This is a genomic window from Phenylobacterium sp., from assembly GCF_004297125.1.
Classification (GTDB): domain Bacteria; phylum Pseudomonadota; class Alphaproteobacteria; order Caulobacterales; family Caulobacteraceae; genus Phenylobacterium.
Window position 1 is genome coordinate 52,220 of the sequence record NZ_SCVD01000019.1, and the last position, 25,185, is coordinate 77,404.

The 25,185-nt window shown below is 70.0% G+C and carries 24 protein-coding genes; 14 read left to right on the forward strand and 10 right to left on the reverse strand.

Annotation, left to right across the window (positions count from 1 at the left end; all coding sequences use genetic code 11):
- The first annotated feature begins 44 nt into the window (after window positions 1-44).
- Window positions 45-1,058: a DUF4118 domain-containing protein gene (locus tag EPO51_RS08560; RefSeq protein ID WP_293348740.1), complete on the forward strand. Its 1,014-nt coding sequence runs from the start codon at window positions 45-47 to the stop codon at window positions 1,056-1,058.
- 43 nt (window positions 1,059-1,101) lie between these two features.
- Here the strand turns inward: EPO51_RS08560 and EPO51_RS08565 are convergent, their stop codons facing one another.
- Both EPO51_RS08565 and EPO51_RS08570 read right to left on the reverse strand, forming a co-directional pair.
- Window positions 1,102-1,635 (reverse strand): RcnB family protein, encoded by a 534-nt coding sequence (locus EPO51_RS08565; RefSeq protein WP_293348743.1) that lies wholly within the window; start codon window positions 1,633-1,635, stop codon window positions 1,102-1,104.
- A 31-nt stretch (window positions 1,636-1,666) separates the two neighbouring features.
- Window positions 1,667-3,403 carry an MHYT domain-containing protein gene (locus EPO51_RS08570; RefSeq protein ID WP_293348746.1) on the reverse strand — a complete coding sequence of 579 codons (1,737 nt, stop codon included), beginning with the start codon at window positions 3,401-3,403 and terminating at the stop codon, window positions 1,667-1,669.
- Window positions 3,404-3,612: 209 nt separating this feature from the next.
- Between EPO51_RS08570 and EPO51_RS08575 the strand changes: the two genes are divergently transcribed.
- From EPO51_RS08575 to EPO51_RS08605, 7 genes are all read left to right on the forward strand, one after another.
- Window positions 3,613-5,454, forward strand: coding sequence for a bifunctional helix-turn-helix transcriptional regulator/alpha/beta hydrolase (locus EPO51_RS08575; RefSeq protein ID WP_293348749.1), 1,842 nt, complete (start codon window positions 3,613-3,615; stop codon window positions 5,452-5,454).
- A gap of 81 nt (window positions 5,455-5,535) precedes the next feature.
- Window positions 5,536-6,009: a hypothetical protein gene (locus EPO51_RS08580; protein WP_293348752.1), complete on the forward strand. Its 474-nt coding sequence runs from the start codon at window positions 5,536-5,538 to the stop codon at window positions 6,007-6,009.
- Window positions 6,010-6,229: 220 nt separating this feature from the next.
- Window positions 6,230-6,634 (forward strand): histidine kinase, encoded by a 405-nt coding sequence (locus tag EPO51_RS08585; RefSeq protein ID WP_293348755.1) that lies wholly within the window; start codon window positions 6,230-6,232, stop codon window positions 6,632-6,634.
- Window positions 6,635-6,700: 66 nt separating this feature from the next.
- Window positions 6,701-6,898 carry a hypothetical protein gene (locus tag EPO51_RS08590; protein ID WP_293348758.1) on the forward strand — a complete coding sequence of 66 codons (198 nt, stop codon included), beginning with the start codon at window positions 6,701-6,703 and terminating at the stop codon, window positions 6,896-6,898.
- Window positions 6,899-6,946: 48 nt separating this feature from the next.
- Window positions 6,947-7,135, forward strand: a complete 189-nt coding sequence (locus EPO51_RS08595) for a hypothetical protein (protein ID WP_293348761.1) — start codon at window positions 6,947-6,949, stop codon at window positions 7,133-7,135.
- Window positions 7,136-7,204: 69 nt separating this feature from the next.
- The gene (locus EPO51_RS08600) at window positions 7,205-8,536 is read left to right on the forward strand and encodes an amidohydrolase family protein (protein ID WP_293348764.1); all 1,332 of its coding nucleotides are present in this window, start codon (window positions 7,205-7,207) and stop codon (window positions 8,534-8,536) included.
- On the forward strand, window positions 8,533-9,642 hold the full coding sequence (locus EPO51_RS08605; RefSeq protein ID WP_293348767.1) for a dipeptidase: 1,110 nt from the start codon (window positions 8,533-8,535) through the stop codon (window positions 9,640-9,642). The genes EPO51_RS08600 and EPO51_RS08605 overlap by 4 nt, the downstream gene beginning before the upstream one ends.
- Window positions 9,643-9,691: 49 nt before the next feature.
- Here the strand turns inward: EPO51_RS08605 and EPO51_RS08610 are convergent, their stop codons facing one another.
- Entirely contained in the window at window positions 9,692-9,925 is a 234-nt protein-coding gene (locus EPO51_RS08610) for a helix-turn-helix domain-containing protein (RefSeq protein ID WP_293348770.1), read from the reverse strand.
- Between the two features lie 249 nt (window positions 9,926-10,174).
- On the opposite strand from EPO51_RS08610, the gene EPO51_RS08615 reads away from it, so the two are divergent.
- The 3 genes from EPO51_RS08615 (at window position 10,175) to EPO51_RS08625 (ending at window position 12,120) form a co-directional block, all read left to right on the forward strand.
- A complete protein-coding gene (locus tag EPO51_RS08615) occupies window positions 10,175-10,411 on the forward strand; it encodes a hypothetical protein (protein WP_293348773.1) in 237 nt (78 codons plus the stop codon).
- Window positions 10,412-10,486: 75 nt separating this feature from the next.
- The gene (locus tag EPO51_RS08620; RefSeq protein ID WP_293348776.1) at window positions 10,487-11,440 is read left to right on the forward strand and encodes an aldo/keto reductase; all 954 of its coding nucleotides are present in this window, start codon (window positions 10,487-10,489) and stop codon (window positions 11,438-11,440) included.
- On the forward strand, window positions 11,437-12,120 hold the full coding sequence (locus EPO51_RS08625) for a polysaccharide deacetylase family protein (protein ID WP_293348779.1): 684 nt from the start codon (window positions 11,437-11,439) through the stop codon (window positions 12,118-12,120). The genes EPO51_RS08620 and EPO51_RS08625 overlap by 4 nt, the downstream gene beginning before the upstream one ends.
- Here the strand turns inward: EPO51_RS08625 and EPO51_RS08630 are convergent.
- Together EPO51_RS08630 and EPO51_RS08635 are read right to left on the reverse strand one after the other, a co-directional pair.
- Window positions 12,117-12,947 (reverse strand): FCD domain-containing protein, encoded by an 831-nt coding sequence (locus tag EPO51_RS08630; protein WP_293348782.1) that lies wholly within the window; start codon window positions 12,945-12,947, stop codon window positions 12,117-12,119. The genes EPO51_RS08625 and EPO51_RS08630 overlap by 4 nt on opposite strands.
- A gap of 134 nt (window positions 12,948-13,081) precedes the next feature.
- The gene (locus EPO51_RS08635) at window positions 13,082-15,547 is read right to left on the reverse strand and encodes a glycoside hydrolase family 3 C-terminal domain-containing protein (protein ID WP_293348785.1); all 2,466 of its coding nucleotides are present in this window, start codon (window positions 15,545-15,547) and stop codon (window positions 13,082-13,084) included.
- Window positions 15,548-15,816: 269 nt separating this feature from the next.
- On the opposite strand from EPO51_RS08635, the gene EPO51_RS08640 reads away from it, so the two are divergent.
- Complete coding sequence (locus EPO51_RS08640) at window positions 15,817-18,024, forward strand: TonB-dependent receptor (protein WP_293348788.1); 2,208 nt, start codon at window positions 15,817-15,819, stop codon at window positions 18,022-18,024.
- 3 nt (window positions 18,025-18,027) lie between these two features.
- On the opposite strand, the gene EPO51_RS08645 is transcribed toward EPO51_RS08640, so the two are convergent.
- The 3 genes from EPO51_RS08645 to EPO51_RS08655 form a co-directional block, all read right to left on the reverse strand.
- Complete coding sequence (locus EPO51_RS08645; RefSeq protein WP_293348791.1) at window positions 18,028-18,891, reverse strand: phytanoyl-CoA dioxygenase family protein; 864 nt, start codon at window positions 18,889-18,891, stop codon at window positions 18,028-18,030.
- 13 nt (window positions 18,892-18,904) lie between these two features.
- Window positions 18,905-19,723, reverse strand: coding sequence for a phytanoyl-CoA dioxygenase family protein (locus EPO51_RS08650; protein WP_293348793.1), 819 nt, complete (start codon window positions 19,721-19,723; stop codon window positions 18,905-18,907).
- Window positions 19,724-19,831: 108 nt separating this feature from the next.
- Window positions 19,832-20,626, reverse strand: coding sequence for a phytanoyl-CoA dioxygenase family protein (locus EPO51_RS08655; protein WP_293348796.1), 795 nt, complete (start codon window positions 20,624-20,626; stop codon window positions 19,832-19,834).
- A gap of 166 nt (window positions 20,627-20,792) precedes the next feature.
- On the opposite strand from EPO51_RS08655, the gene EPO51_RS08660 reads away from it, so the two are divergent.
- Together EPO51_RS08660 and EPO51_RS08665 are read left to right on the forward strand one after the other, a co-directional pair.
- The gene (locus EPO51_RS08660) at window positions 20,793-22,148 is read left to right on the forward strand and encodes an MFS transporter (RefSeq protein WP_293348799.1); all 1,356 of its coding nucleotides are present in this window, start codon (window positions 20,793-20,795) and stop codon (window positions 22,146-22,148) included.
- An 18-nt stretch (window positions 22,149-22,166) separates the two neighbouring features.
- Window positions 22,167-23,012 (forward strand): sugar phosphate isomerase/epimerase family protein, encoded by an 846-nt coding sequence (locus EPO51_RS08665; protein ID WP_293348802.1) that lies wholly within the window; start codon window positions 22,167-22,169, stop codon window positions 23,010-23,012.
- On the opposite strand, the gene EPO51_RS08670 is transcribed toward EPO51_RS08665, so the two are convergent.
- Together EPO51_RS08670 and EPO51_RS08675 are read right to left on the reverse strand one after the other, a co-directional pair.
- Window positions 23,013-24,410, reverse strand: coding sequence for an MFS transporter (locus EPO51_RS08670; protein WP_293348805.1), 1,398 nt, complete (start codon window positions 24,408-24,410; stop codon window positions 23,013-23,015).
- The gene (locus EPO51_RS08675; RefSeq protein ID WP_293348808.1) at window positions 24,407-25,162 is read right to left on the reverse strand and encodes a GntR family transcriptional regulator; all 756 of its coding nucleotides are present in this window, start codon (window positions 25,160-25,162) and stop codon (window positions 24,407-24,409) included. Before EPO51_RS08675 ends, EPO51_RS08670 begins: the two co-directional genes overlap by 4 nt.
- Window positions 25,163-25,185: the final 23 nt, after the last annotated feature.

The window sequence follows — 25,185 nt, forward strand, 5'->3', positions numbered from 1 at the left end:
ATCCGGTCAAGCGCGCCAGCCCCATGTGTGCTAGAGCCCGATGGATGTCCAAGCTTGCCGAACGCCTACCCTCCGCCTTGCGCGACCCTGTCGTCATGCCCTGGGTCTGGACGGCCGCCATGGTCGCCGCCGCTTTCCTGTTCCGCCTGCAGTTCGAGGATGTGCTTGGGGGAGGTCTCGCCTACTCGACCTTCTATCCGGCGGTGATCCTCGCCGCCTACGCCTTCGGGCGCGGCCCGGCGGTCGCGGCGGCCCTGGTCTCCTCGGTCCTGGCCTTCTTCTGCTTCGTCCAGCCGGCCTTCGCCTGGAAGGCGACCCCCACCGTCCTCGCCGCCTTCGGCTTCTTCAGCCTGGTCTGCGCGGTGGCGATCGTGGTGATCACCGGCCTGACCGGCGCACTGAAGAACGTGTCGCGCGAGCTGGGCCGGGCCCAGGCGGTGGCCGACAGCCATGCGGGCCTGTTCCGCGAACTCAACGAGCGGATGACCCACCATATGCGCCTGGTGGCCGGCATCCTCGCCCTGCAGGCCAAGGGCGAGCCCGAACCCCAGGTGGCCGACAGCCTGAAGCGGGCCATGGAGCGCACTCTGCTGATCTCCCGGGTGCACCGAGAGCTGGGCGGACGGGTGGACGAGGCCGTGGATTTCGACGCGTTCGCGGCCGCGCTGGCCCGCGCCGTCTGCGTGGCCCGCGATCAGCCGCCCGAGCGGGTGCTGGTCGAGGCGTCCGGACTCAAGTTGGACACGGAGGAGGCGACCTCGCTGGGCGTGGCCCTGGCCGAGTGCCTCGGCGCGCTGTTCGACACCGGCGTCACCGGGCCGCTGCGCCTCCGCTTCGGCGCCGACGGCCGCCAGGCCGAAGTGGCGATCTCCGAGACGGGAGAGGGGCGCGACGGCGCGCTGGTGTCGGTGACCCACGGCTACCTGCTGCGCGCCATGACCGAACAGCTCGGCGCCGCGGTGGCGCTTCGGGCCGACGCCGGGGGCTCGGCGCTGGTGCTCTCGCTGCCGCGAGGCGGCGGCGGCGCGCCAATGAACCCGGTCTCGACCCTGCACTGAGCTCGTAGCAAGCGGGGGAAGGTTTCCCTTCCCCCATCGCATTCTAGTAGCCGTTCATCAGCACTTCGGCGATCAGCCCGGTGGCCAGGGCCATCAGCACGAAATTGCCGTCGGCATAGACCCAACGATAGCCGCGGGGCGGCGCGCGTAGGCCGTAGTAGTAGGGGTCCTGCACATAGTACCCGCGGTACGCGGCCGGCACATAGGCGCCGCGCCGCCAGTTGTGGCCGCGCACGACCGGCCGATATCCGTAGCCCGGCGCGTACCAGTAGCCCGGCCGCGCGCCGCGGTAGCTGCGCCATTCGGACCGGTTCCGCCAGGTTTCGGCGCGAGCGCGGTTGAAGCGGACTTCCCGCTGGCTCTGCCGCACCTCGGACCGGTCGCGGTTCAGTTCGCGCTGTTCGCGGCCGGTGACCACGCCGTCGCGGTGGGCGTCACGGCGGTCCTCCCTCAACTCGCGGCGGTCTTCCTGCAGTTCGCGCCGATCCTCGCGGCGCTCATGGGCGGGCTGGGCCGAGGCCGCGATCGGCGCGGCGGCGGTCACGACCGCGACGGCGGCGTACAGAAGGTGTTTCATAGCGGGTCCTCGGGTTGCGTGTTCCATCGCCTCACTTGGCGCGGGTCGCGCTGAACCCCTCCTGAACCCCCGACTTCAGGTTCGGTTCATCTCGGGCGGCGCCCCGTCCGAAGTCCAGGGGGATGGAGAGCTTGCAACGGAAGCCGCCCGTCTCGAAGCTGAGCTCTGAAGTCCCGCCGAGTTCGCCCATCACCGCGCCCTGAACCATGCGGGTGCCGAACCCGCGCTGGCCTGGCGCGGTCACGGCGGGACCGCCGCTTTCGGCCCAGTCCAGCAACAGCTCCTCGCCCGCGCCGCCGGGGATCACCGCCCAGCTCACCCGCACCCGTCCGGCCCGGGTCGATAGGGCCCCGTACTTCGCGGCGTTCATGGCCAGCTCGTGGAACACCATGCCCAGCGCCAGGGCCTCGCGCGGAGCCAGGTCGACCTGCGGCCCGTCCAGCTGCACCTGGTCCGGCGGATAGGGATCAAGCTGCTGGTGCAGCAGTTCGTCCAGCTGAGCCCGCTCCCACGAGGTGCGTGTAAGCGCGTTGTGGGTCTGCGAAAGCGCGATCAGGCGGGCCTCGAACAGCTCCCGGAAGTCGTCGATCGAACCGGCCCGCTTGGCGGACTGGCGCGAGATCGACTGCACGGCGGCCAGGGTGTTCTTCACCCGGTGGTTCAATTCGTCGATGAGCAGCCGTTGGCGCCGCTCGCTGTCGGCGACCTGGGCGAAGGCCTCCTGGCGCTCGGTGATGTCGAACATCACCCCCACCATCCGGCGCGGGCGTCCGGCGACGCGGTCCACCACGCGGCCGCGCACATTGACCCAGCGGGTCCCACCTCGCCGAGCGACGATGCGGAGCTCCAGGTCATACTCCTTGTCCGTGTCGATCGCGGCCTGCAGCTGGGCTTCCCGCACGCCGTCGCCGGACGGCGCCATGGCCAGCAGGTCGGCTACCCCGAACGGCGTGCCCGGGCGGCGATCCAGCAGCCGCCGGCCTCGCGGCGAGACGTGCAGCGTCCGGTCCGGCAGCGACAGCTCCCAGTAGCCGACCCCGCCGGCTTCCAGCGCCGCCAGCACGTTCAGGCGCTGGTCGTACAGCGCCGCCAGCAGGGCCAGGAACAGGATCAGCATGGCGCCTGCCGCGACGCCCAGCCCCAGCCCGTAGGGCGGCGCGCCGGAGCCGATCCCCGCAGCGTGGCCCGGAGCCAGGATCAGGGCGGCCATGCCGGTGTAGTGCATGCCGGCGATGGCGAACCCCAGGATCAGGGCCGCGGTCGCCCGCCAGCGCCGCGACCGCTCGCGCCGGGCCGCCACCAGCGCCGCCGTGGCCGCCACCACCGCGATCAGCAGCGACAGCGCCACCAGCCGCGGCTCGTAGCGCATCGGCGCGGACATGCGCATCGCCGCCATGCCCACGTAGTGCATGGTGCAGATGCCTGCCCCCATCGCCGCGCCCGCCAGCATCACCAGGGCGCCGCCCGACCGCTCCCGGGCCGCCGAGAAGAACGCTCCCCAGGTGGCCGCGACCGCCAGCGCCAGCGACAGCAGGGTCAGGCCGACGTCGTAGCCGACCGCCACCCCGGGATCGAAGCCCAGCATGGCGATGAAATGCATGGACCAGATGCTGACGCCCATGGCGACCGCCGCGGTCCCGAGCCACACCTGTCGGGTGCGGCCGATGTGCGAGCGCACCCGGCGAGACAGGTCCAGCGCCGTCCAGGATCCGAAGACCGCGATCAGCAGCGACAGTGCGACAAAGACCGGATGGTGATGGTGCGGCATGGCCCCCGACTCGACCGCCGCCCACACTTATCCGGAAACCCGGGATCGCCAAGAGAAGATACAACCAACACATGCAACTACTCGCGTAACGGAAGTTGTTGAATGTCGGGAATGCGACGTCCGTGGGATCGCGGCGCCGGGATTGCAGGGAACCGGTTCCGCGAACCTTGCAACTGCCGTGGCGAACGGCGCGTAGTCCCTTCAATCGCATGCAAATCAAGTCCGCCCGACTCTCCGACCTGCTCCGGGCCCGCGGGCCTGCGGGCGCTCCTGTCGAGCTGTTGCTGGACTCCTGGGCCGCGGTGGAGGACGCGGTCCTCGCCGACAGCGCCGGCGCCCGAGAAGACTTCGCTGCGGCCGCCAACGCCCTGCCGCCGATCGCCGGGGCCATCGCCGACCGGCGGGCGCTGGCCGTCGCCGTCATGACCCCCCGCGGCCAAGTCTGTTTCGCCGACGAGGGGTACCTAGCCCTGTTCCCGGAATCGGGCGACCTGCGTCCCCTTCTGAAACGCGCGCTGCGTGAGGGTCCCGTCGTGGGGCTCGTGGAGGGCGCGGCGGGCGCCGCCTTCACGGCCTGGGTCGGCGACGCCGCCGCAGCGGCGCGCTGGCCGCTGGGCCCCGAGGCGACCCTGACCCTGCAGGCCGGCGCCGAGCGGCTGGTGGTGGTTGTCAGCGCGCCCTCCCGCTCCTCCGAGCTCGCCCGCCGGGCGGCGCGGGCGCTGGATCTCACGGCCCTGGAAGCGCGGCTGGCCGAAGCCCTGCTGTTCGCCCCCAACCTCGACGTGGCCGCCGCCGACGCCGGCGTGGGCCGAGAGACCGCCCGCGACGCGCTGCGCCGCATCAACGCCAAGGCCGGCGTGCGCCGCACGCCCGAGCTGGTCGGCCGGCTGATCGCGATCATGTGCGCCGTCGGCGATCCGGCCGCCGACCAGGGCGCGGGCGACGAGGCGCTGGCCGAGAGCGCCTTCCGCCTCACGCCCGGCGAGGCCCGTGTGGCGGCCCTGGTGGCCCGGGGCGCCACCGCGCCGGAAGCGGCCCAGGCGCTCGGCCTCAGCTCCGAGACGGTCAAGACGCACATGAAAGCCGTGCTCCAGAAGACCGGCGCCAAGGGCGCCAAGGATCTGGCCCGGATGCTTGTGGAGGCCCGCGAACTGGTGGCCGTGGCCTCGGCCGCCGAACCGCTGCTGGGCGACGAGGGCGGCGGGGGGCGTCTGCGCATCGTCGGCGCGCTGGACGGGGCCCGGCGCGTGGCGCTCATCGACTACGGCCCCTATGACGGCGAGCCGGTGCTGGTGTTCCACGGCGCCGCGGCCGGGCGGCGTCTTCCCGATGGCTTCCGCCGCAGCCTGATCGCGGCGGGCCTGCGCCCCATCGTGATCCAGCGGCCGGGATTTGGGCTGTCGGACCCGGCGGCGGACGACTATGCGGCGACCGGCGGCGCCGATATCGCCGCGGTGATCGACCGGCTGCGGCTGCGCCGAGTGCGGATGCTGGCCCGAGACACCGCCATACCGGTCGCCCTGCAGTTCGCGCACGACTACCCCGGCCTGCTGGGCCGGGCGATCCTCCTGAACCCGCATCCGCCGATGCACGTCGCCGACGACCGCACCACGCTCGGGGCCGGCATCCAACGCCACCTGCTGCGTAATCCGGACCTGGTGGTCACCTTCGCGGAGTTCCTGCGCCGACAGGCCACCACCCGCCTCCTGGAACAGATCCTGGACAAGGTGTTCAGCGATCTGCCGCTCGACGCTCGGACCCTGGACGACCCGGACGTCCGGGCGTTCCTGATCCGCGACATCCAGGCGCTCTGCGCCCGCTCGGTCTGGGGCTTCGCCGCGGAACATGCCGCCTACGCCAACGGCTGGCGGCCGCCCACGGGCCTCGGCGGCCACGACTGGACCGTCGTGCTCTCGACGGGGCTGCCCGGCCATCTGGATCCGGCCTGGCTGGGGATTCCGGGCGTGCGCTCCGTGGCCCTGCAGGGCGCCGGGGTCCTGCCTCAGTTCACCCACCCGCAGGCGTTGGCGGACCTGGTCGCGGAAGGCTGAACCGACACCCCCGATCGGGGGAGGCCAGGCTGAAATCCCCGCCCTACCCTTGGAACCTTAGAGGGTTTCATGGGGGAAATTATGCAGAAGATCATCATCGCCGGCGTGGCCGTGGCCGCGCTCTTCGCGGGCCAGGCGTCCGCCCAGGCTCTCCAGGTCAGCTATCCGGGCGACGCGTCCATGGACTGCGCCGCGATCGCCGCCGAGGGCGCGCGTATGGATCAGGTGATGGCCGGCGCCAACGCCCAGGTCTCCAAGGCCAACGGCTCGGCCCAGGGCGCCGGGCTGGCCTCGACCGTGGCCGTGGAAGGCATGTTGCGCACCGGCATGCTGGGTCGCGTGCCGGGCGCCGGCATGTTCGCCAACAACATGGCCAACATGGCCAAGCAGCGCGCCGCCCAGGTGCAGGCGCAGGCGCAGGAGACCATCCAGACGGCGACAACCCGCAAGGCGCTGCTGGCCGGCCTCTACTCGGGCAAGAGCTGCGACGCGGTCCCGGCCGCCCCCGCCGCCCCGGCCGAACCTGCTGCGACGCCGGCGCCGACCGGCCTCTGAGGCGCCCCGGAGCCGGGCTCGGCCCGGCCATCCACGATCCGTGTAGGCCGTGCGGATGGGGCGATCGCCCCCATGCGACTCCCCGACGGACGGCCTTTCGTGGGTGGTCGGACCCGGCCCGGCTCTGGCCCGGCGGTCCGAGCGCCCTATTCGAGGCGGGGTCTCGCCTCAGTGGCGAAGGTGGTTGCCTTGCCCTCGTCCGTTCGCCAAAGCTCCTCCCATGGCCACCCGTAAACGCCCGGGACAGATCGCCGTCCAGGCGCTGATCAGCATCGTCGTGGCGGCCATCCTGGTGGGTCTCGCCACCATGGCCCGCATGGCGCTCGGGCCGAAGCTGGGCGCGCTTTCGCCCTTCATGCTCTATGTGGCCGCCGTGCTCATCGCGGGCCTGGTGCGCGGCCCATTTTGTGGCGCCCTGGTGATGCTGGCCGGCGGCGGGGTCGGGTTCGCCCTCTTCCTCGCGCCGAACGGCGTGGCTCCGCCGGGCTCGGTGGCGGCTCTGATGATCTTCCTGGCTGTCTCCGCCCCGGTGCTGGTCACCGCCAACGAACTGCGCGTCCAGCTCGGCCGCGCCATGGCGCGGCTCACCGCCGCGGTCGAACGCAACGGACGAATCGCTTCTTAGGCGACGGTCGGCAATCCGACTCAACTTTGCGGCGAAAGGTGTATGGTGGCGCTCGGGAGATATGCCGTGCCGCTGTTCACCTTCTATCCCTGTCGCCCCGACGGTTCGTCCGCCGCCTTCGAAACCATCGAGTGCCGCGATGAGGCCCACGCCCTGGTCCGGGCCCGCCAGGTGCTGGACGATCATATGAGCGCCGTCGAGGTCGTCATCTGGCAGGGCGAACGCCAGGTCGGTGCGGTCGGCCGGGTCGCGGACCCCGCCTGACGCACGCCCGCCCTTGCCCTGCGCGGCCGCATCGGCCAAAGCCAGCGCATGTCGAGCGGCCGCCCGAAGCCAGATCGCACCGTCGCCACCGTCCGCGTCATGACCCTGGTCAGCGTCGCGCTGGCGCTGATGTGCGCCTTCCTCGCCTATGCCTGGAAGACCGAGCGCGAATCCGCGGCCTGCTGGCGCACCGCCGCCGAGTTCCAGTATCACCCCGAGGGCGACTGCCGGGGCTAGAGCCATTGCCCATTGCGACGCACCGGCCCCGGCCCTAACCCTGCCGATCTAGTTTTGGGGCGAGGGCGCATGATCCGATCCGTGCTGGCGGGGTTCGCCGCGACGTTGGCGCTATCGACCGCGACGGCGGCCGAGCCGGTCCTCTACCGCAACGCCACCGTGATCGACGGCACGGGATCGCCGGGCCGGGCCGGCATGTCGGTGCTGGTGGATGGCGAGCGCATCGCCAAGGTCCTGCCAAACGACCGGCTGCCCGCGCCGGCCGGCGCCCGGGTGGTCGATCTCACGGGCAAGTACCTGCTGCCCGGTCTGGTCGACAGCCACGAGCACCTGGCCACCCCGCCCAACCGCCGCCAGGCCGAGGCCAGCCTGCGCCGCGATCTCTACGGCGGCGTCACCACCGTCCGCGACATGGCCGACGACCTGCGCGCGGTGGCCGAACTGACCCGCGCCAGCCGCAAGGGCGAGATTCCGGCCCCCGACATCCACTACGCCGCCCTGATGGCTGGCCCGTCCTTCTTCGAGGACCCCCGCACCCTGGCCGTGAGCTACGGCTTCACCCCGGGCAAGACGCCCTGGATGCAGGCGATCGACGACAGGACCGACCTGCGCGAAGCCGTCACCCTGGCGCGCGGGACCTCGGCCACGGCGATCAAGATCTATGCGAACCTGCCCGCCGACCTGGTGCGGAAGATCACCACCGAAGCGCATCGCCAGGGGATGCAGGTCTGGGCCCACGCCGCAGTCTATCCGACCACGCCGGCCGAGGTGATCGACGCAAGGCCCGACGTGATCTCCCATGCCTGCTCGCTGGGCCATCAGGTCGCCGGCACGCCCCAAACCTATCAGTCGCGCACGCCCATGGACCCCGCGCCGTTCCTGGGCGCCGACAACCCGGTGGTCGCTGCGCTGCTCGCCCGGATGCGGGACCAGGGGACGATGCTGGACGCCACCACCAGCATCTACGCCACTATCGAGGCCCGCGCCGCCGCCGACCCGAAGATGAAGAAGCCGCTGTGCTCGGGCGCCATGTCCGACGCGATCACGCACCAGGCCTGGAAGGTGGGCGTCGACATCTCCACCGGCACCGACTGGGTCGCGCCCTGGAACGATCCCTGGCCCACCCTGCACCACGAACTGGCCGCCCTGGTGAAGCTGGGCATGCCGCCCGCCCACGTCATCCGCGCCGCCACCATCAACGGGGCCCGCGCCGCCGGCCAGGCCGACGACACCGGTACGATCCAGGCCGGCAAGCTTGCCAACCTGATCGTGGTCGCCAAGGACCCCACCGCCGACATCGCCAACCTCAAGACCCTCGAACTGACCGTCAAGCGCGGCCGTGAATACCGCCGCGCCGACTTCAAGCCGCTCACCAAGGTCGAGATGGAAGACGTTGAATGAACCGCCGAGACCTCCTGGCCCTGTCCGCCGCCGCCCTCACTGCGCCCGCCGCCGCCGCGGCCCCCGCCGATCCCATCGCCCGGATGATCGTCGTCAACGCCCTGGGCGGCCTGATCGACCCGAACCTTGAGGAGCCCAAGCGCGCCGCGGTCACCCCGCGCATCCTCAAGGACGCGCATGCCTCCGGCATGACCGCGGTCAACTGCACCATCGGCTACGTCGCCGGCCCGCAGGAGCCGTTCCAGCAGTCTGTGGCCGACGTCGGCCAGTACGACGCCATGATCCGGGCCAATCCGAAGGACCTGATCAAGGTCCTCACCGCCGCCGACATCGTCCGCGCCAAGGCCGAGAAGAAGATCGGTGTTATCTACGGTTTCCAGAACGCCGCCATGATGGGCGACGACCCGGCGCGCGTGGACATCTTCGCCGACCTCGGCGTCCGCATCGTCCAGCTCACCTACAACCTGCGCAACCAGCTCGGCGACGGCTCCATCGTCCCGGAAGGCCGCGGCCTCACGGACTTCGGCTACAAGGTAGTGGAGCGTCTGAACGGCAACCGCGTCATGGTCGACCTCAGCCACTCGGGCCGCCAGATCTGCCTGGACGCCGCGCGGGCCTCGAAACAGCCGATCTCGATCAACCACACCGGCTGCCGCGCGCTCACCGACCTGCCCCGCAACAAGACCGACGAGGAGTTGCGGCTGGTCGCCGAGAAGGGCGGCTTCGTGGGCATCTACTTCATGCCGTTCCTGAACCTGTCGGGGCACGCCCGTGCGGTCGATGTGGTGGCCCACATCGAGCACGCGCTGAACGTCTGCGGAGAGGACCACGTCGGCATCGGCACCGACGGCGGCACGACGCCCATCGACGACCTCGAGCTCTACAAGGACGCCCTCAGGAAGGAACACGAGGACCGCAAGGCCAAGGGCATCGCCGCTCCCGGCGAGCGCGCCGACACCCACCCCTTCGTCGACGACCTGCGCGGCCCCGACCAGTTCCGCAAGCTCTACCGCCTGCTGGCCGAGCGCGGCCACAGGCCCGCCCGCATCGAGAAGATCCTGGGCGGCAACTTTGTCCGCTACGCCAGGGACATCTGGGGCGCCTAGGTTTGGAGCCTCGTCGCTATCCGGGCCGAGGTTGAGGCGCCAAGGCGCGTCACCGCCTGTCGGCGGGCGGCGGTGGCGGATCGAAGCCATCCGGCAGGAAGCCGCGCAGCAGGGCTTCGACGGCGACGGTGACGGGACCGGTGAGCGGACGCTTGCCCGCCTCCATCTCGAGGATGCGGCTTCCCCCGTGGTTCGCGGCGAACCGCAGCGCGCGGGCCAGGTCGGCCGGCGTCCAGCCCATGGCCTCGCGGGCTTGTCGGAGGTGATCTCCGGTCTCGATCACGCCCTGGCTCCTGCATTGTCAACGGACGCGCCCGGGAGTGGCCGCGCCGCAAGCCCGCGACCTAGGAGGTTTCCCGCCCGCAATGCAATGGCGGCGGCGCTATTCCGCACGGCCCGGCGCAGGCTGCGAGTGTCGGGCGACCGGCGAGCTCAATCCCGCGGCGCCGAGGCTGGCGACCCTTGTGCGCGGGCGCGGCGTGACCGATACGGGGGCCGATGCGGCGCGGCCGCGTTTGCCCCGAAAGTCCAGATGTCCGGCAGCCGACAGCAAGCCCTGGTGGAAGCGCGGAAGCTCGTCCGCACCTTCGGATCGGCGCCCGACCCGCGGCGCCGCGCGCAGGCCGTGGTCTCGGAGTTGAGGCGCGCCGAAGGCTGGCCGCCGGCGGCGCAGCACGAGATCGCGGCGGCGGACGCCTGGCTCAAGGCCGCACCCGCAGCGACGGCGCTCGAGCCGCGTCTACGTGCCTTGTTGGCCCTGTTGTCCTGATATCCGGCTATGTCTCGCAATATAATCGAATATTCTGCACTGGACGATTTTCAATCGAAAACTTAGACCGGCGTCATGAATCGTCGCTCTTATGGCTCGACCGGCCTCGAGGTCAGCGTCCTCACCTACGGCGCGATGACCATCGCATTCGACCCGGGGCTGAGGGACAAGGTCGCGCCGTCGCTGCTGGCCGCGTTGGAGGCGGGGGTGAACCTGGTCGACACGGCCCGGGTCTATGGAAACTCCGAGGAGCTGGTCGCCGCGACGCTGGCCGCGTGGAGCGGGCCGCCGCCGCTGGTCTCCACCAAGGTCCGCTCGCGCTCGCGCGAGGCCTACCGGTTCGCCTGCCCGGCAGCCGAGGCCTATCCGGCGGAGGCGATCCGGGAGTCGGTCGAGACCAGTTTGAAAACGCTGCGGCGTGAGACGCTGGATATCGTCCATCTGCACCAGTGGCACTACGGCTGGACGCACGAGCTCGGCTGGCTTGAGACGCTGCACACGCTGCGCGACGAAGGGAAGCTGCGGTTCATCGCCGTCAGCGTGCAGGACCATGAGCACGACGCCGCCCTGGAGCTGGTGAGCCGCGGCCTCGTCGACGGCGTGCAGGCCATCGTCCATCTGTTCGAGTCCCGCCCGGCGAACGCCCTGCTGCCCCTGGCCCGCGACCGCGGCCTGGGCGTCATCGCCCGCTGCGTGCTGGACTCGGGCGGCCTCACGGGAACCCTGGGGGAGGCGGATTTCGCGGGCCGAAGTTTCCTGAAGCACGCCTCCTACGCCGACTATGCCGCCCGCCTGGCCGAGCTGGAGGCGCGGTTCGTGCCGCAGGTCGCCGCGTCGCTGCCCGAGCTGGCGCTGCGCTTCACCGCCTCCCTGCCGGGCGTCTCGACCCTCACGCTCGGCCTGCAGGAGGCGCGCTTCGTCGAGGTCGCCGCCGCGGCGCTCGCCAAGGGCCCGCTGCCGGACGAGGCCGTCGCGGCCATCCGCCGCGAGCACGTCTGGACGCGGAACTTCTACGAGCGGCTGGTGTGACCCGGACGGTCAGCTTCTGCTTCGACGACGGCTTCCGCGCAACAGCGGACAAGGTCCGGGCCCTTTTCGACGACCGTGGCCTGGGGACCAGCTTCTGCGTCCTGGCCCGGCCGGACCTGGCGGAGGACCCCTTCATTCGCGCGGCGCCCATCGCCGACTGGGCCTATTGGCGCGAGGCGGCCGCGGCCGGCCACGAGGTCGCGCCGCACGGCTGGGCCCACGAGCGCCTGGGCGACCTCGACACGGCCGCGGCCTGCGCCGGCCTGGACCGCACGCTGGACACCTTCGCCGCCGAGCTGCCGGGGTTCGATCCGGGCGATCAGCTGTTCCACCTGGCCTACCTCGCCGCCCCGGCGCCGGTGATCCGGCATCTCGGGGAGCGCACCCTGGGCGTCCGCCGCGCGGTGGGGCGCGCGGGCCTCAACCCGCCGGGCCGTCGGGACCTGGGCGGCGACGTGGACTGCATCACCTTCGGCGATCCGGCCGGCGACCTGATGACGGCGCGCCTGGACCGCTTCCTCGACGCGGAGGCTGGCTGGCTGGTGCTGGTGCTGCACGGCCTCGACAGCGAGGGCTGGGGGCCGGTTCCCGGGCCGACGCTGGAACGCCAGCTCGACCGGCTGCTGGACGCTGGCGTGCGGATCGTCCCGGCGGGACAGGCCGCGCGCGAACGGCTCTAGGCGCGCTTGCGGCCCTTGGCCTTTTTCACGGCCGGCTTCGGAACCGCAGGCCTCGCCGGCGCCGCGCGCCGCCGCCGGAGGCCGTTCTGGGCCTCGATCGCCTCCAGCCGCTGGACCACGATGTCGCGCATCGGCTGGGCGCCGGCGAAGAAGGTGCCGATCAGGCGGTGGAGGCGGTCTCCATCTCTGGCGATGAGGGCGTCGACGATCTCGCGGTGTTCGGCGTGGTGGTCCCGCTCGCGGTCGGCCTCGAAGTCGGCATAGAGGTTGAGGTAGCGCTCGGCCCGGTCGCCCAGGTTGGAATAGATCCGCTGCAGCACGGGCGAGCCGCTGCCCGACAGCAGCTCGCGGTGCAGGGCCTTGTAGGCCCGCTGCCAAAGCTCGCGCGCCAGGGGATCGCCGTCCGGCATCACCTTGCGGACCTTCATGGTGCGGTGGAGCACCACCACGACGCGCTCCTCCCAGGCCTCGTCGCCCCGCTCCACCGACTTGGACAGCACCAGGTGGTAGATCGCCTGGTAGGCGTCGAGGACGTCGAGGTAGTCGGCCACCGAGACGGGGGCCACGCGGTAGCCTTTCTGGTGCTCGTGTACGACCAGTCCCGTGGACGAGAGCAGCAGGATCGCCTCGCGGATCGGGCTGTGGCCCAGCTTGTAGAACTTGGTGAGCTGCTCGACCTTCAGCCGCTCGTAGGGCTGGAAAACGCCGCGCACGATGTCCCGCTGCAACCAGAACGCAGCCTTGTCCGTCGGACCCGCCAGCTCCGGGCTGAGCGCGTCGAGCTCCGGGGCGTGGAAGGTGGCGACGGAGGGCAGGGATGTGGGCATGTGACGCTGTTTTCTCGAATCCGGCATCGTGAAGCCTAAAGTCTATCGGCGACGCTTGAAAGGCGGCGGCGACACACGCTCGCGTGCGGTTCCATGAAGGGCCGCCCAGGGCCTGAAAATGGATCCGATCGAGATCAGCCGAGCCGAATCGGCGCAGTCAGCCGGATGTCGCCCGCTGAGCGGCCCACCAGGAGCGCGTAGTCGCCGGGGTCGACCACCCAGCCCTTGGCCTCCAGGTCCCACGCGGCGAAGGCGCCCGCCTCCAGCTCCAGGACCACGGTGCGACTCTCGCCCGCGGCCAGCTCGACCTTGGCGAAAGCCTTCAGCTCCTTGGGCGGCCGCGGCAGGCGCGGGGTCCTCGGCGCGACGTAGAGCTGCACGACCTCGTAGCCGGTCCGCGCGCCGGTGTTGGCGACGGTCACCTCCACCCGCACCCGCTCGCCGGGCCCCGCGGTCGCCGGCGCCTTCAGGTCGCGGTGCTCGAACGTGGCGTAGGACAGGCCGTGCCCGAACGGAAACAGGGGCGCCACGCCGCTCGTGTCGAATCCGCGATAGCCGACACCCAAGCCCTCGGCGTAGTCGCAGACCGCTGGGTCGGGGCTGGCCGCATGGGACGGGTGGTCGCCGAACGCCTTCGGATAGCTGATCGGCAGCCGTCCGCCCGGATCGCGCGCGCCGAACAGGACGGCGGCCAGCGCGTCGGGGCCGGTCTCGCCCGGCAGCCACATCTGCATCACGGCCGGCGCCTGGTCGAGCCAGGGCAGCTCGAAGGGCGAGCCGGTGTTCATCACCACAACGGTCCGCGGGTTGGCCGCCAGCACGGCGCGGGCCAGCTCGTTCTGGGCGCCCGGCAGGTCCATGTCGGCGCGGTCGTAGCCCTCGGCCTCGGTGATCACCGCTGAGCCCAGCACCAGGATCACCGCGTCGGCGGCCCTCGCCGCGTCGATGGCGCGGTCCATCGGCTCCACCGGCGGGCGTACGCCGAGGCCGATGTATTCGTGCCCCTTCTGCAGCGGGACATAGTCGATCTGGATGCGGTAGCCGCGGCCGGCCTCCAGCTCGGCGCTCGCCAGCCGCCGCGGCACAGTGCGGCCGACCACGTCGAAGGAGTCGTCATTCGAAGGCGTGTCGGCGTCGATGAAAGGCTTGCCGTCCAGGGTGAACCGCGCGTCGCCCGTGGCCCGCAGGCCGAACTCGTGGAGGCCGCTCTCCTCCGGCCAGAACCAGCCGCTCCAGCGGAACGAGCCGTAGGGCGGACGCGTGGCGCTGGCGATGTTGGGGCTGACCCGCCGCACCATCCCGCGCTCGAGGTTGGCGTGGTTGGGCTGGCCCGAGCAGTCGAAGCTGTCGAAGTACTCGGCCCGGAGCCCCTCAGCGTCCCGCGCCTCGGTGGGGCTGAACAGCCAGGCGTCCGGCGTCGGCGGATAGGGATCGTTGTCGACACCGCGGGCGGTCAGGATCTCCACGCCCGGCCCCAGGTGGTCGCGCAGGCCCTCCAGCGTGGTCTTCACCCGGTCGGTCACCACCCGCGAGCTGCCGCCGCCCTGCAGGAGGCAGCGATGGGCGTTGGGGCCGATCAGGGCGACGGTCTTCAGCCTCGGATCGAGCGGCAGCAGGCCGCCGTCGTTCTTTAGGAGCGTCATGGCCTCGCAGGCGGCGTCCAACGCCACGGTCCTGTGCCGGGCGGTGCGCAGCTCGCCGGCCGGACGGGGCGTCCCGTCCATCAATCCGGCGCGGAGGATCAGGCGCACGACGCGGCGGGCGTTGTCGTGGACCTGGGCCTCGGGGACCTCGCCCGCCTTCACCGCCGCCAGCAGCTTGTCGCCCAGGAAGCGGGCCGGCCCCGGCATCTCCAGGTCCAGGCCCGCATTGGCGGTCGGCGCGGTCGAGTGCACGGCGCCCCAGTCGGAGACCACCACGCCCTCGTAGCCCCACTCATCCTTCAGGATGCCGGTGAGCAGGCGGCGGTGCTCGGAGGCGTAGGTCCCGTTGATCTTGTTGTACGAGGCCATGACCGTCCACGGGTCGGCGTCCCGGACCACCCGTTCGAAGGCGGCCAGGTAGATCTCGCGCAGGGTCCGCTCGTCGATGCGGGCGTCCACGACGAAGCGTTCGAGCTCCTGGTTGTTGGCGGCGTAGTGCTTGAGCGAGGCGCCGACGCCCTCGTCCTGCAGGCCGCGGACGTAGGCGGTTCCCATGATCCCGGCCAGGTACGGGTCCTCGGAATAGGTCTCGAAGTTCCGGCCCCAGGTCGGGATGCGCATGATGTTGATGGTCGGCGCCAGAACCACGTGGTCGCCGAGGGCCTGGGCCTCGCGGGCGATGGCGGCGGCCACCTTCCCGGCGGTCTCCGGATTCCAGGTGGCCGCGATGGCGACGCCCACGGGGAAGACCGTCGCCGGCGTCCCCTTGATCGACCGCACGCCCGTGGGGCCGTCGGTCATCTGCAGCGAGGGCACGCCGAGGCGCTCGATGGGGTGGAGGTTGAACGAGCTGGCGCCCGCCAGCAGCAGCACCTTCTCGTCCAGCGTCATCCGGGACAGCAGGTCGGCGACGCGGTCGTCCAGGGGGGCCGCGGGATCCAGATACGTCTCGGTCATGCTCGTCCACCCACAAGGTTGTGCGCTCCGGCGCGCCGGAAGCTGAGGGCCGCGCCGCCATAAGGCCATAGCCGAAACGCGGTCGCGTCGGCCCGCGATGGGACTCAGCGGTGCGGCGAAGCCGTATATCAATTCAATTTAGCTCAGGAATGCGAATGATTGACAATAATCGGCAATAGGCAACAATTAGATAAATTATCAGCGACACGCCCAAAGAGCGTCGCAGGGGGAAATGCATGTCCACGCCGAATGGTCGCTCCGATCCATGTATGCATCGCCTGATCGCGGGGGCCGCGACGGCCGCGCTCATGGCAGCGGCGGGCGCGGCGCACGCGCAGGCCCGCGCAGTCTCCGAGGTCGAGGAACTGACCGTGACCGCGCAGAAGCGCGAGGAGCGCCTACAGGACGTGCCGATCTCGGTGGCCGTGGTGGGCGGCGACACCCTGCAGCGCCTGAAGTTGAACGAGAGTTCGGACCTCCAGTATCTGGTGCCGGGTCTGACCCTGAACAGCAGCTCTGGGCCGCGGTCCTACGGCTTCTTCATCCGCGGCATCGGCACGACGACCTTCTCGACGGAGACGATCGAGAGTTCCACGGCCTACATCGTCGACGGCGTGGTCTACGGCCAGGCCGGGGCCACGGCCATGGACCTTCCGGACATCGAACGGATCGAGGTGCTGCGCGGGCCGCAGGGCACGTTGTTCGGCAAGAACGCCTCGGCCGGGGCGATCAACATCGTCACCAGGCGGCCTTCCGACACGCTCACTGGCACGGCTTCCCTGACCTGGGCCTGGCCGGACGACGAGCGCAAGCTCAGCGCCTATGTGTCGGGCCCGATCACCGACACCCTGAAGTTCAGCCTGTCGGGCCGGATGAACAAGCGCGACGGCATCGTCGACAACGTCTTCGACGGCCGCAAGCTCAACGACCGTAACGATCGGGGCGTGCGCGGCAAGCTGCTGTGGGAGCCGAACGACAAGCTCGATGTGACCGCCATCGCCGACTACTACCGGCGCGACGCCCACTGCTGCGTCTGGACGCTCCGCCGCTTCGCGCCCACGCGCTCGCCCGGCGAGATCGAGAGCGCTACGGCCGGGATCGTGCCCGGCCCGAGGAACCTCGAACAGAACATCAACGGCGGGGTCTTCACCGACCTCTCGAACGTCGGCCTGTCGGTGGAGGCCAACTACGACATCGGCGACCACGTGCTGACGTCGATCACCTCGTATCGCTTCTGGGAGACCAAGGACGGGCTCGACACCGACAACAGTCCGGCGAACCGCTTCGACATAAACTTCGCGGCCTTCAAGCAGGCGCAGTGGACGCAGGAGCTGCGCCTCACCTCGCCGGCCGGGCAGTTCTTCGAGTACGTCGCCGGGCTCTATTTCTTCAACTCGAACGTCAACTCGGCCAGCTTCCAGTATCAGCCGCTCTCGACCGCCGCCTTCGGCAGCGTCGAGACCTACAAGTACGCCGACAACCGCAACGTCGCGGCCTTCGGGCAAGGCAATATCAACTTCACCAAGGACCTGCGCGGCATCGTCGGCGCGCGCTACCTAAAGGAGCGGCTCGAGTATGATCGCATCCGCCGCGACGCGCGCTCCGGCGTCCAGCAGCCGTTCTCGGGCACGCGCAAGGAGAACGGCTTCGTCTGGCGCCTGGGCCTGCAATACGACGTCACCGACGACATCATGACCTTCGCCACCGTGACGCGCGGCTACAAGGCCGGCGGCTTCGACGGGCTTTCGGTGACGGTCGTCGAGGTCGAGCCCGAGATCCCCACCAACTTCGAACTGGGCGTGCGCACCAGCTGGCCGTCCGTCCGCGCCACCGTGAACGCGACCCTCTTCCACACCACGGTGAAGGACTATCAGGTCTCGGCGCGCGACCCGGAGCTCAACGCCTACTTCCTGACCAACGCCGCGAAGGTCCGCTCCCGGGGCGTCGAGGTGGACGCCACCTGGCGGCCGTTCGCCGACCACGACCTGACCCTGATGGCCAGCGCCGCGGCGATCGATGGGGAGTGGCAGAGGTTCAACAACGCCGCCTGCTACGCCGGCCAGACGGCGGCCCAGGGATGTGCGGGAACCCCGGCCACCCAGGACATCAGCGGCGGCGCCCTGCCGCGTCTCCCGCACTGGACGGTCAGCGCCAACGCCCACTACGAGCGCGAGCTGCCGGGCTCGGGCCTGAGCGGCTCGCTGGACGTGGGCCTCAGCCACCGCTCCAAGGCCAACGTGGCCTATCCCAGCGCGCCCTTCACCTTCCAGGACAACGTGACCCTGGTGAACGCCACAGTGGGGATCGGCGAGGCCGAGGGGCGCTGGCGCGTGTCGCTCTATGCGCGCAACCTCTTCGACGAGCACTATGTGCTGAACATCCTGGCGACGCCCACCGGCGGCGTGGGGTCCACGTCACAGACGCCGCTGTACGAGGCGCAGCGGGTGGTGGGCGTGGGACTGGACGTGCGGTTCTAGGGCTCAGGCGCCCGGGATCACGCCCATGCGGCGGCTGCGCAGGAACTTCTCGTCGGTGCTCTCCGGCCACGGCGCCGGCTCGGGGAAGCGGCCGTCTTCCAGGGGCCAGACCACCGGAGTCGCCGCCCCGCCGATCCTTCCGCCCAGGGGGATGCGGTCGCGATCGACCGACGGGTGGGTGCGGTCTCCGGCGCGCGTGCAGCCGTCCTTGAAGTAAATGGCGGTGTAGACGCGGCGCATGTGGCCGGAGTTGTTCGGCTTGGCCATGTGGACGGTGCGGCCCGAGTGGAACAGCACGTCGCCGGGCCTGGCGGGGACGAACACCGCCGCCCGTGTCTGGCGGTCCATCAGCTCCAGGCCGGCGCCGGGGCTCCGGAAGATGTCCACGAACTCCAGCTCGGCGCGGTGCGAACCGGGGACGTAGCCCATGCAGCCGGTGACATCGTCGACCGGGACCAGCGGAATCCAGGCGGTGATGGTGTCGTCCTCGGCGATCGGCCAGTAGGCGTGGTCCTGATGCGCCTCCGTCTCGCGGCCGCCGGGCTCCTTGTAGAGCGCCTGATCATGCCAGAGGCGGACCTTCTCGGCGCCCAGCAGCGCGCCAAGCGCCTCGCCCAGCTTCTGGTGGAACGTCAGGCCGCGCACGCCGGGAAAGTCCTCCCACAGGTACTGGCACTGGATGAACGACTGCTCGTACGGCGTCTTCTCGTCCAGTGTGCGCGTGTCGTGCGCCTTGCGTTTGGCCACCGCTTCGTCGACCGCGGGGGTCAGCGCCTCGAGGTCCGCCGCCGGGATCAGGCCTTCGGCGTGGACGAAGCCGTCGCGTCGGTAGCGTTCGGCGAGGTCCGCGAGCTGCTGCGGGGTCATGGGCGACGCCTCCCTAGCGGCCGTTCTCCAGGATCTTGAACTGGCGGACGGGATCGTTCTGCTCGATCACCTGGCCATCGGGCAGGGTCGTCTTCGCGCCGTCGGGCGCATACTGCAGGATGTAGGCCTTGCGAACGGTGTCCTGCTTCAGGTTCGGACCCGTCCGGTGCGGCGCGAGGGACGAGAAGACCACGATGTCGCCCGCCTTGGCCGGGGCGGACACGGCGCCCTCGACATCGTCGAGGCACACCTTGCCGATCGGGGTCAGCCAATGCTCGAAGGTGCCCTGGCGGTGGAGCTTCGGCGCGATCCAGGCGCAGCCGTTGTCCTCGTCCACGTCCACCAGCGGGATCCACAGAGTGAGGTACTGCTGCGGCTCGATGTAGGTGTAGCCGTTATCCTGGTGCCACGGGAATTCCTGAACCTTTTCGGTCTTCTTGTAGACCGACTGGTCCCAGTAAAGGCGCACGTCCGGGCCAATCAGGTCGTGGCAGACGCCCTGGATCGCCGGATGGCGCGCGAAGTCCTGCAGCACCGGCGACTTGCCGACGATGTGGGCGGTGAAGGTGATCGTGCCCGTCTCCGTCAGCCGGAAGCGGCCGCCCTGCTCGTCGCGCACGAAGTCCTCGTGCGCCTTCTCCAGGGGGTCGATGGCGGCGGTGACCGCGGCGATCTCCGCCGGCGTGAAGGCGCCGCGATAGATGAAGAACCCATCGGCGTTGAACTGATCGACCTGTTCGGGACTCAGCGCGCGCATTCCCGTGCGGGGAGCGTCTTTCCAGACGAAGTCCTGGTTCAGCGGGTGAAGGCGCGGGGCGGCGAACGTCTGCATGGCTTACCTACTCGTCGATCTTGACGTCACCATAATTCCATCGAAAACGTCGCGTCAATCGATTTTAGATCTAAATAGCATATTAGATCGAATCTGTGATGGAGCGAGTCACTCCGCTCGCCGGACCGGGATCCAGCGGTTGACGCGAGAGAGGACGAACGCGCTTTCGGGGGTGGACGCCTGGGTGCCCACGCGGCCGTAGTGGTAGACCATCGCCGAGCGCCGGTAGTCGGCCACGTTGTCGGTCGACATGTGCATCAGGTAGCTATGGAAGATCAGCACGTCGCCGGGCTCCATCAGCGCCGAGACCTTCGCCGTGGTGTCCTGGCTCACGATCTCCTGGTAGCCTCGGTTGGCGGCCGGCCGCCGGTCGGGGACATGCTCGAAGATCTCGCCCGACCGGTGACTGCCGGGCGCCACCCAGAGGCAGCCGTTCTCCAGCGTCGCCCGGCTGAGCGCCACCCAGACCCCCACCTGCGGCTGCTTGTCGAACTTGAAGTAGTAGCTGTCCTGATGCCACGGCTGGCCGATGACGCCGGGGTTCTTGAAGATGAACTGGCTCTGGAAGCAGTCGACGTCGGGGCCGATCAGGCCCGCGACGACGTCCACGATCTCCCGACGCTCAGCCAGCTGGCGCGACAGCCCCTCGGCGTGGCAGTTGAACACCTTGGAGACCAGATCCTCGGGGTTCGCGGCGCCCGGGGACGGCTCGGTCTCGGGATAGATCAGGTAGTTGTCGCCGGACGAGTAGGTCTGCTCCCCCGGGTGCGCCGCGGGCGGATCGGCGCGGATGCGGCCGACCACCTCGTCCTCGACCGCCGCCGCGAAGGCGGGGTCGATCGCGCTTCTCAGGAAGAAGTAGCCCTCCCGGTCCCAGGCCTCGCGTTGCGCCGGCGTGATCATGTGCGGACCTCCCATTGTGCTTGTCCGATGGTATCGAGCCCGTTGTTTTAAAATCAATCTAAAATGGCGAATTGACGATAATCCTAGATGTTTCCGATTGAGAGCTGCGGCGGCCCCGGCCATAGTCAGCGACAGCCCGGCGCAGACCGGTCGCGAGGGGGAGTCGATGTTCAAGCCCAGGGCAGGGTTCCAGCTCAGCTTCGCGCGCAAGGCCGGATTCTCGCTCGGCGACTACGCCTGCAACCTCTATTGGCAGAGCGTCTCGCTCTTCCTGATGTTCCACTACACTGACGCCCTGGGCCTCTCGGGAGGGACAGCGGGCGCGATCTACATGGTCGCCTCGATCTTCGACGGGATCTCGGACCCGATCATGGGCGCGGTCGCCGACCGCACGCGCACCAGGTGGGGTCGCTACCGGCCCTACATCCTGCTGGGCTGCGTGCCGCTGGGCCTGTCGTTCGCCGGCCTCTACTGGGCGCCGGCCGCCGATGGCTTCGGCCTGGTCGCGGTGGTCACCGCCGCCCACCTCGTGTTCCGCATCGCCTACACAGCGGTCTCGGTGCCCTACAGCTCGCTCACCGCGCGGATGACCTCGAGCTCCGAGGAGCGCTCGTCGCTGGCCGGTTTCCGCATGGTGGCCGCGACCCTGGCGGCCATGACCGTCTCGTACCTCACCCAGCCGATGGTGGCCGAGTTCGGCGGCGGCGATCAGGCCAAGGGCTTCTTCTATGCCGCCGTGGTCTTCGGCCTGATCGCCACGGGCATCTTCCCCCTGGTGTTCCTGGCCACCCGCGAGCCGCCCGAGCCCCCGGGCGAGGTGGTCCACCTGAAGCTCGGCGACCATTGGCGGGCGATGGCGAGGAACCGCGCCTTCTGGGTGCTGATGGTCGGGATCAGCCTGGGCGCCATGTCGTCCACGGCGCTGGGCAAGTCGCTGCTCTACTACATGAAATACATCGCCGGAGACGAAGGCGCGGCGCGCTACGCGCTCTCGATCAAGGCCGCCCTGGGCGTGGCGATCATCCCCACCTGGGTCATTGTCACCCGCTTCATCGGCAAGCAGGCCGCCTGGCTGACGGCCGCGGCGTGGGGCCTGTCCGGAGCGGCCTTCCTGCTCTTCACCGACGTCCAGACCGCGCTGGCCGTGACGTTCTTCTACATGTTCATGCACGTGGCTTCGCTGGGCGTCGCCACGACCTACTGGTCGATGATGCCGGACACGGTGGAGTACGGCGAATGGCGCTCGGGCGTGCGGCCGGAGTCCTTCATCTTCGGCCTGGGCATGTTCTTCCAGAAGGTGGCCCTGGGCCTGGCCGCGGGGGTCTTCGGCCTGGCGCTGGACCTGATCGGCTACGTCGCCAACCAGCCGCAGAGCCCTGAGACCCTGCAAGGCCTGCGGATGGTGGTGGTCGGCTTCCCGGTCATCGGCCTCGGCGGCTCGGCGCTGGCCATGCTGTTCTACCCGCTGCGCAAGGGCGTCCACGACCGGATCGTGGGCGAGCTGGCGGCGCGGAAAACCTGACGTGACACGGAGACCGCCATGCGCCGCCTTCTCGTCTACCAGGCCCTCTGGGGCATGGAGAACCTGCCCGGCTTCGACATGGAGGCCGACATGGACGGCGTGCTGGCGAGGATCTTCGCCGAGGGCTTCGACGGCGTGGGCGTGAGTCTGATGCGCGCCGATCGCGCCGAGGCCGTGGCGCGCGCCGTGCAAGCCCATGGGAAGTCATTCGAGGCCATCGGCTTCGTCTTCGACCGCGCCGACCTGGCCCGCTGGATCGACCGCGCCCAGGAGCTGGGGGCGCACCACCTGAACATCCAGATCATGACCAGGCCCGACCGGGTGTCGGACGCCGTGGCGCTGCTGGCCGAGTTCGGGGCCGAGGCCGCGCGCGCGTCGATCCCGGTGAATTACGAGACCCACCGGGGGCGGCTGACCAACGACGCCCTGTTCACCTGTCGCATCCTGGACGAACTGCCCGACCTGCGGCTCACCGGCGACCTGTCGCACTATCCGCTGGCGCACGAGATGCCCTTGCCCGTGCCCGCGGCCGACCTGGCGCGGATGTCGAAGATCATCCGCAACTGCTGGGCCTTCCACGGCCGGGTCCCGGGCTCGCACCAGATCCAAGTGTCGATCCGGGCGCCGCAGCACCAGGGCTGGGTCGACCAGATGAGGGCATGGTGGCGCGAGGGCTTCGAAAGCTGGATCGCCCGCTCGGGCCCGGACGCCGACCTGACCTTCATGCCCGAGCTGGGGCCGCCCCACTATGCGATCACCGACCTCGACGGTCGCGAACTCAGCGACCGCTGGGCCGAGGCGCTGATGCTGAAGGACATGGCCCGCGGGATCTGGGCCGAGGTCACGACGCCGGTGGCGGCCTAGCTAGGGCAGTTCGGCGACCGCCTCGGGCGGCACGGCCCGGCGCGCGGCGAGCTGTTCCACGATGTCCTCGTGGACGCCCTTCTTCATCGGGTAAATCAGCATCGCGAGGCCGCCGAGCACGAGGCCGGAGAGGGGCAGGGCGACCATGATGGTCTTCATGCCCTGCAGCGTCTCGGGCGTCTGGGCGACGTTCGGATGGAAGCCCACGAGGTCCAGGCTCCATCCGAAGATTCCGGCGCCCAGGCCCAGGGCCGCCTTCAGGAAGAACTGGCCGAGGCCGAAGATGAAGGACTCGGCCCTGAGACCCGTGCGCCACTCGCCGTACTCGACGGTGTCGGGCAGCATGGACCAGAAGGTCAGCGCCAGGCCCAGGCCGCAGACCTGCATCATCACCAGGAAGACCATCATCAGCCCCGGGTCGCGGACATCGACCAGCGCGAAGCCGGTCAGGCAGACCAGCCCCCAGGCCACGCCGGTGAACCAGGCCGCGCGCTTGCCGATCTTCTTGGTGACGTAGATCCAGGCCGGGATGACGACGAGGCCAACCGCCGCGTTGAGTGACAGCGCCGTGCGCGCCGCCGCTTCGTCGTGCAGGTAGTACTTGAAATAGTAGAGCACCGACTTGCCGAGCGCCGTGGTGCAGATCACCGCCGCCGCGATCCCGGCCATCACCGCCCAGAAGGCGCGGTTGCCGCGCACGGCGGCCCAGTACTGGGACATCGAGATCACCGGCGCGGCCTCGCCGGGCGTGTCCTGCGGCTCGCGGGTCGTGGCGTAGACGAAGGGGAAGATGGCCGTGGCGATGAGGGCATAGGCCACGGCGGCCAGGGTGAAGCCCTTGCCCACGTCACCGCCGCCCAGGCTGGCGGCCAGGGGCTGGGTGGTGGAGGCGATGGTGAGGCCGGCGAGCGTGGCGAAGATCATCCGGAAGCCGGCCAGGGTCGAACGCTCTGCCGAGCTGTCGGTGATGCGCGCGTTCAGCGAGGTGTAGGGGATCGACAGCGCCGTATAGGCCACCCGGAAGATCAGGTGCGCCGCCAGCATCCAGGCCGCCAAGCCCAGGCCCTCGAACGGCGGCCGGTAGTAGAGCAGCACGAAGGCGAAGCCGAGCGGGACCGCGCCCCACAGCAGGTAGGGCCGGTAGCGGCCATGCTTCGTCCGCGTCTTGTCGGCGATGGCGCCCATCGCCGGATCGATCGAGGCGTCGAAGATCGAGGCGATCATGTAGATCAGCCCCGCCGTGCCGGCCGAGAGCCCCACCACGTCGGTGTAGAAGAACAGCAGGTAGATCGAGACGCTCTGCCAATAGAGGTTGCAGGCGTAGTCGCCGACCGTGAACGAGGCCTTGCGCGCGATCGAGAGGCGATGCCCCGCTGGCGGCGTGAAGAGATAGCTCATGCGCCGTCCTTTGTTTCCAGGTCGCGGAGCGCGGCCTTGATCGAGTCGTGGACCGGCTGGGTGGTCACGAAGAAGCGGTCGACCAGCGCATGCAGCCGCTTGGCGTTACGGTCCATCAGCGCGTCCACGATCGCGCGGTGCTCGGCGTGGTGGTCGCGGTCGCGGTCGCTTTCCAGGTCGCCGAACAGGTTCACGTAGCGCTCCAACCGTCCGCCCAGCGCGGAGAACTGGTCCAGCAGGATCGGTGAGCCACAGCCGTCGAGCAGCGCGCGGTGCAGGCCGATATAGGCCATCTGCCACATCTCCCGGCGCTCGGGGTCGCCGTCCGGCAGCACCTTGTGGACCCGCAGCGACCGGTGGAGCTGCACCACGACCTGCTCCTCCCAGGCGTCGTCGCCGCGCTCGAAGGCCATGTTCAGGGCCAGGCGGTAGATGCGTTGATAGATGTCGAGCAGGTCGCGGTAGTCCGCCAGCGACACGTCGGCGACGCGGTAACCCTTGAGGTGCTCATGGGCGAGCAGGCCGCTGGTGCTCAGCATCAGGATCGCCTCGCGCACGGGGCTCTGGCCGACGCCGTAGAACTGCGAAAGCGGCTCCACCTTCAGCCGGTCGCGGGGCTGGAAGACGCCGCGGATGATGTCGCGGCGCAGCCAGTACGCGGTGGCCTGGCTCGGATGCCGCGCGGGGTCCGCCGGCGAGGTCACCAACGGATCCGTGAAGCGCGAGACCGAGACCGGCCCCTCGCGGCTCATCGCCTGCGCCCGGGAAGGGCGAC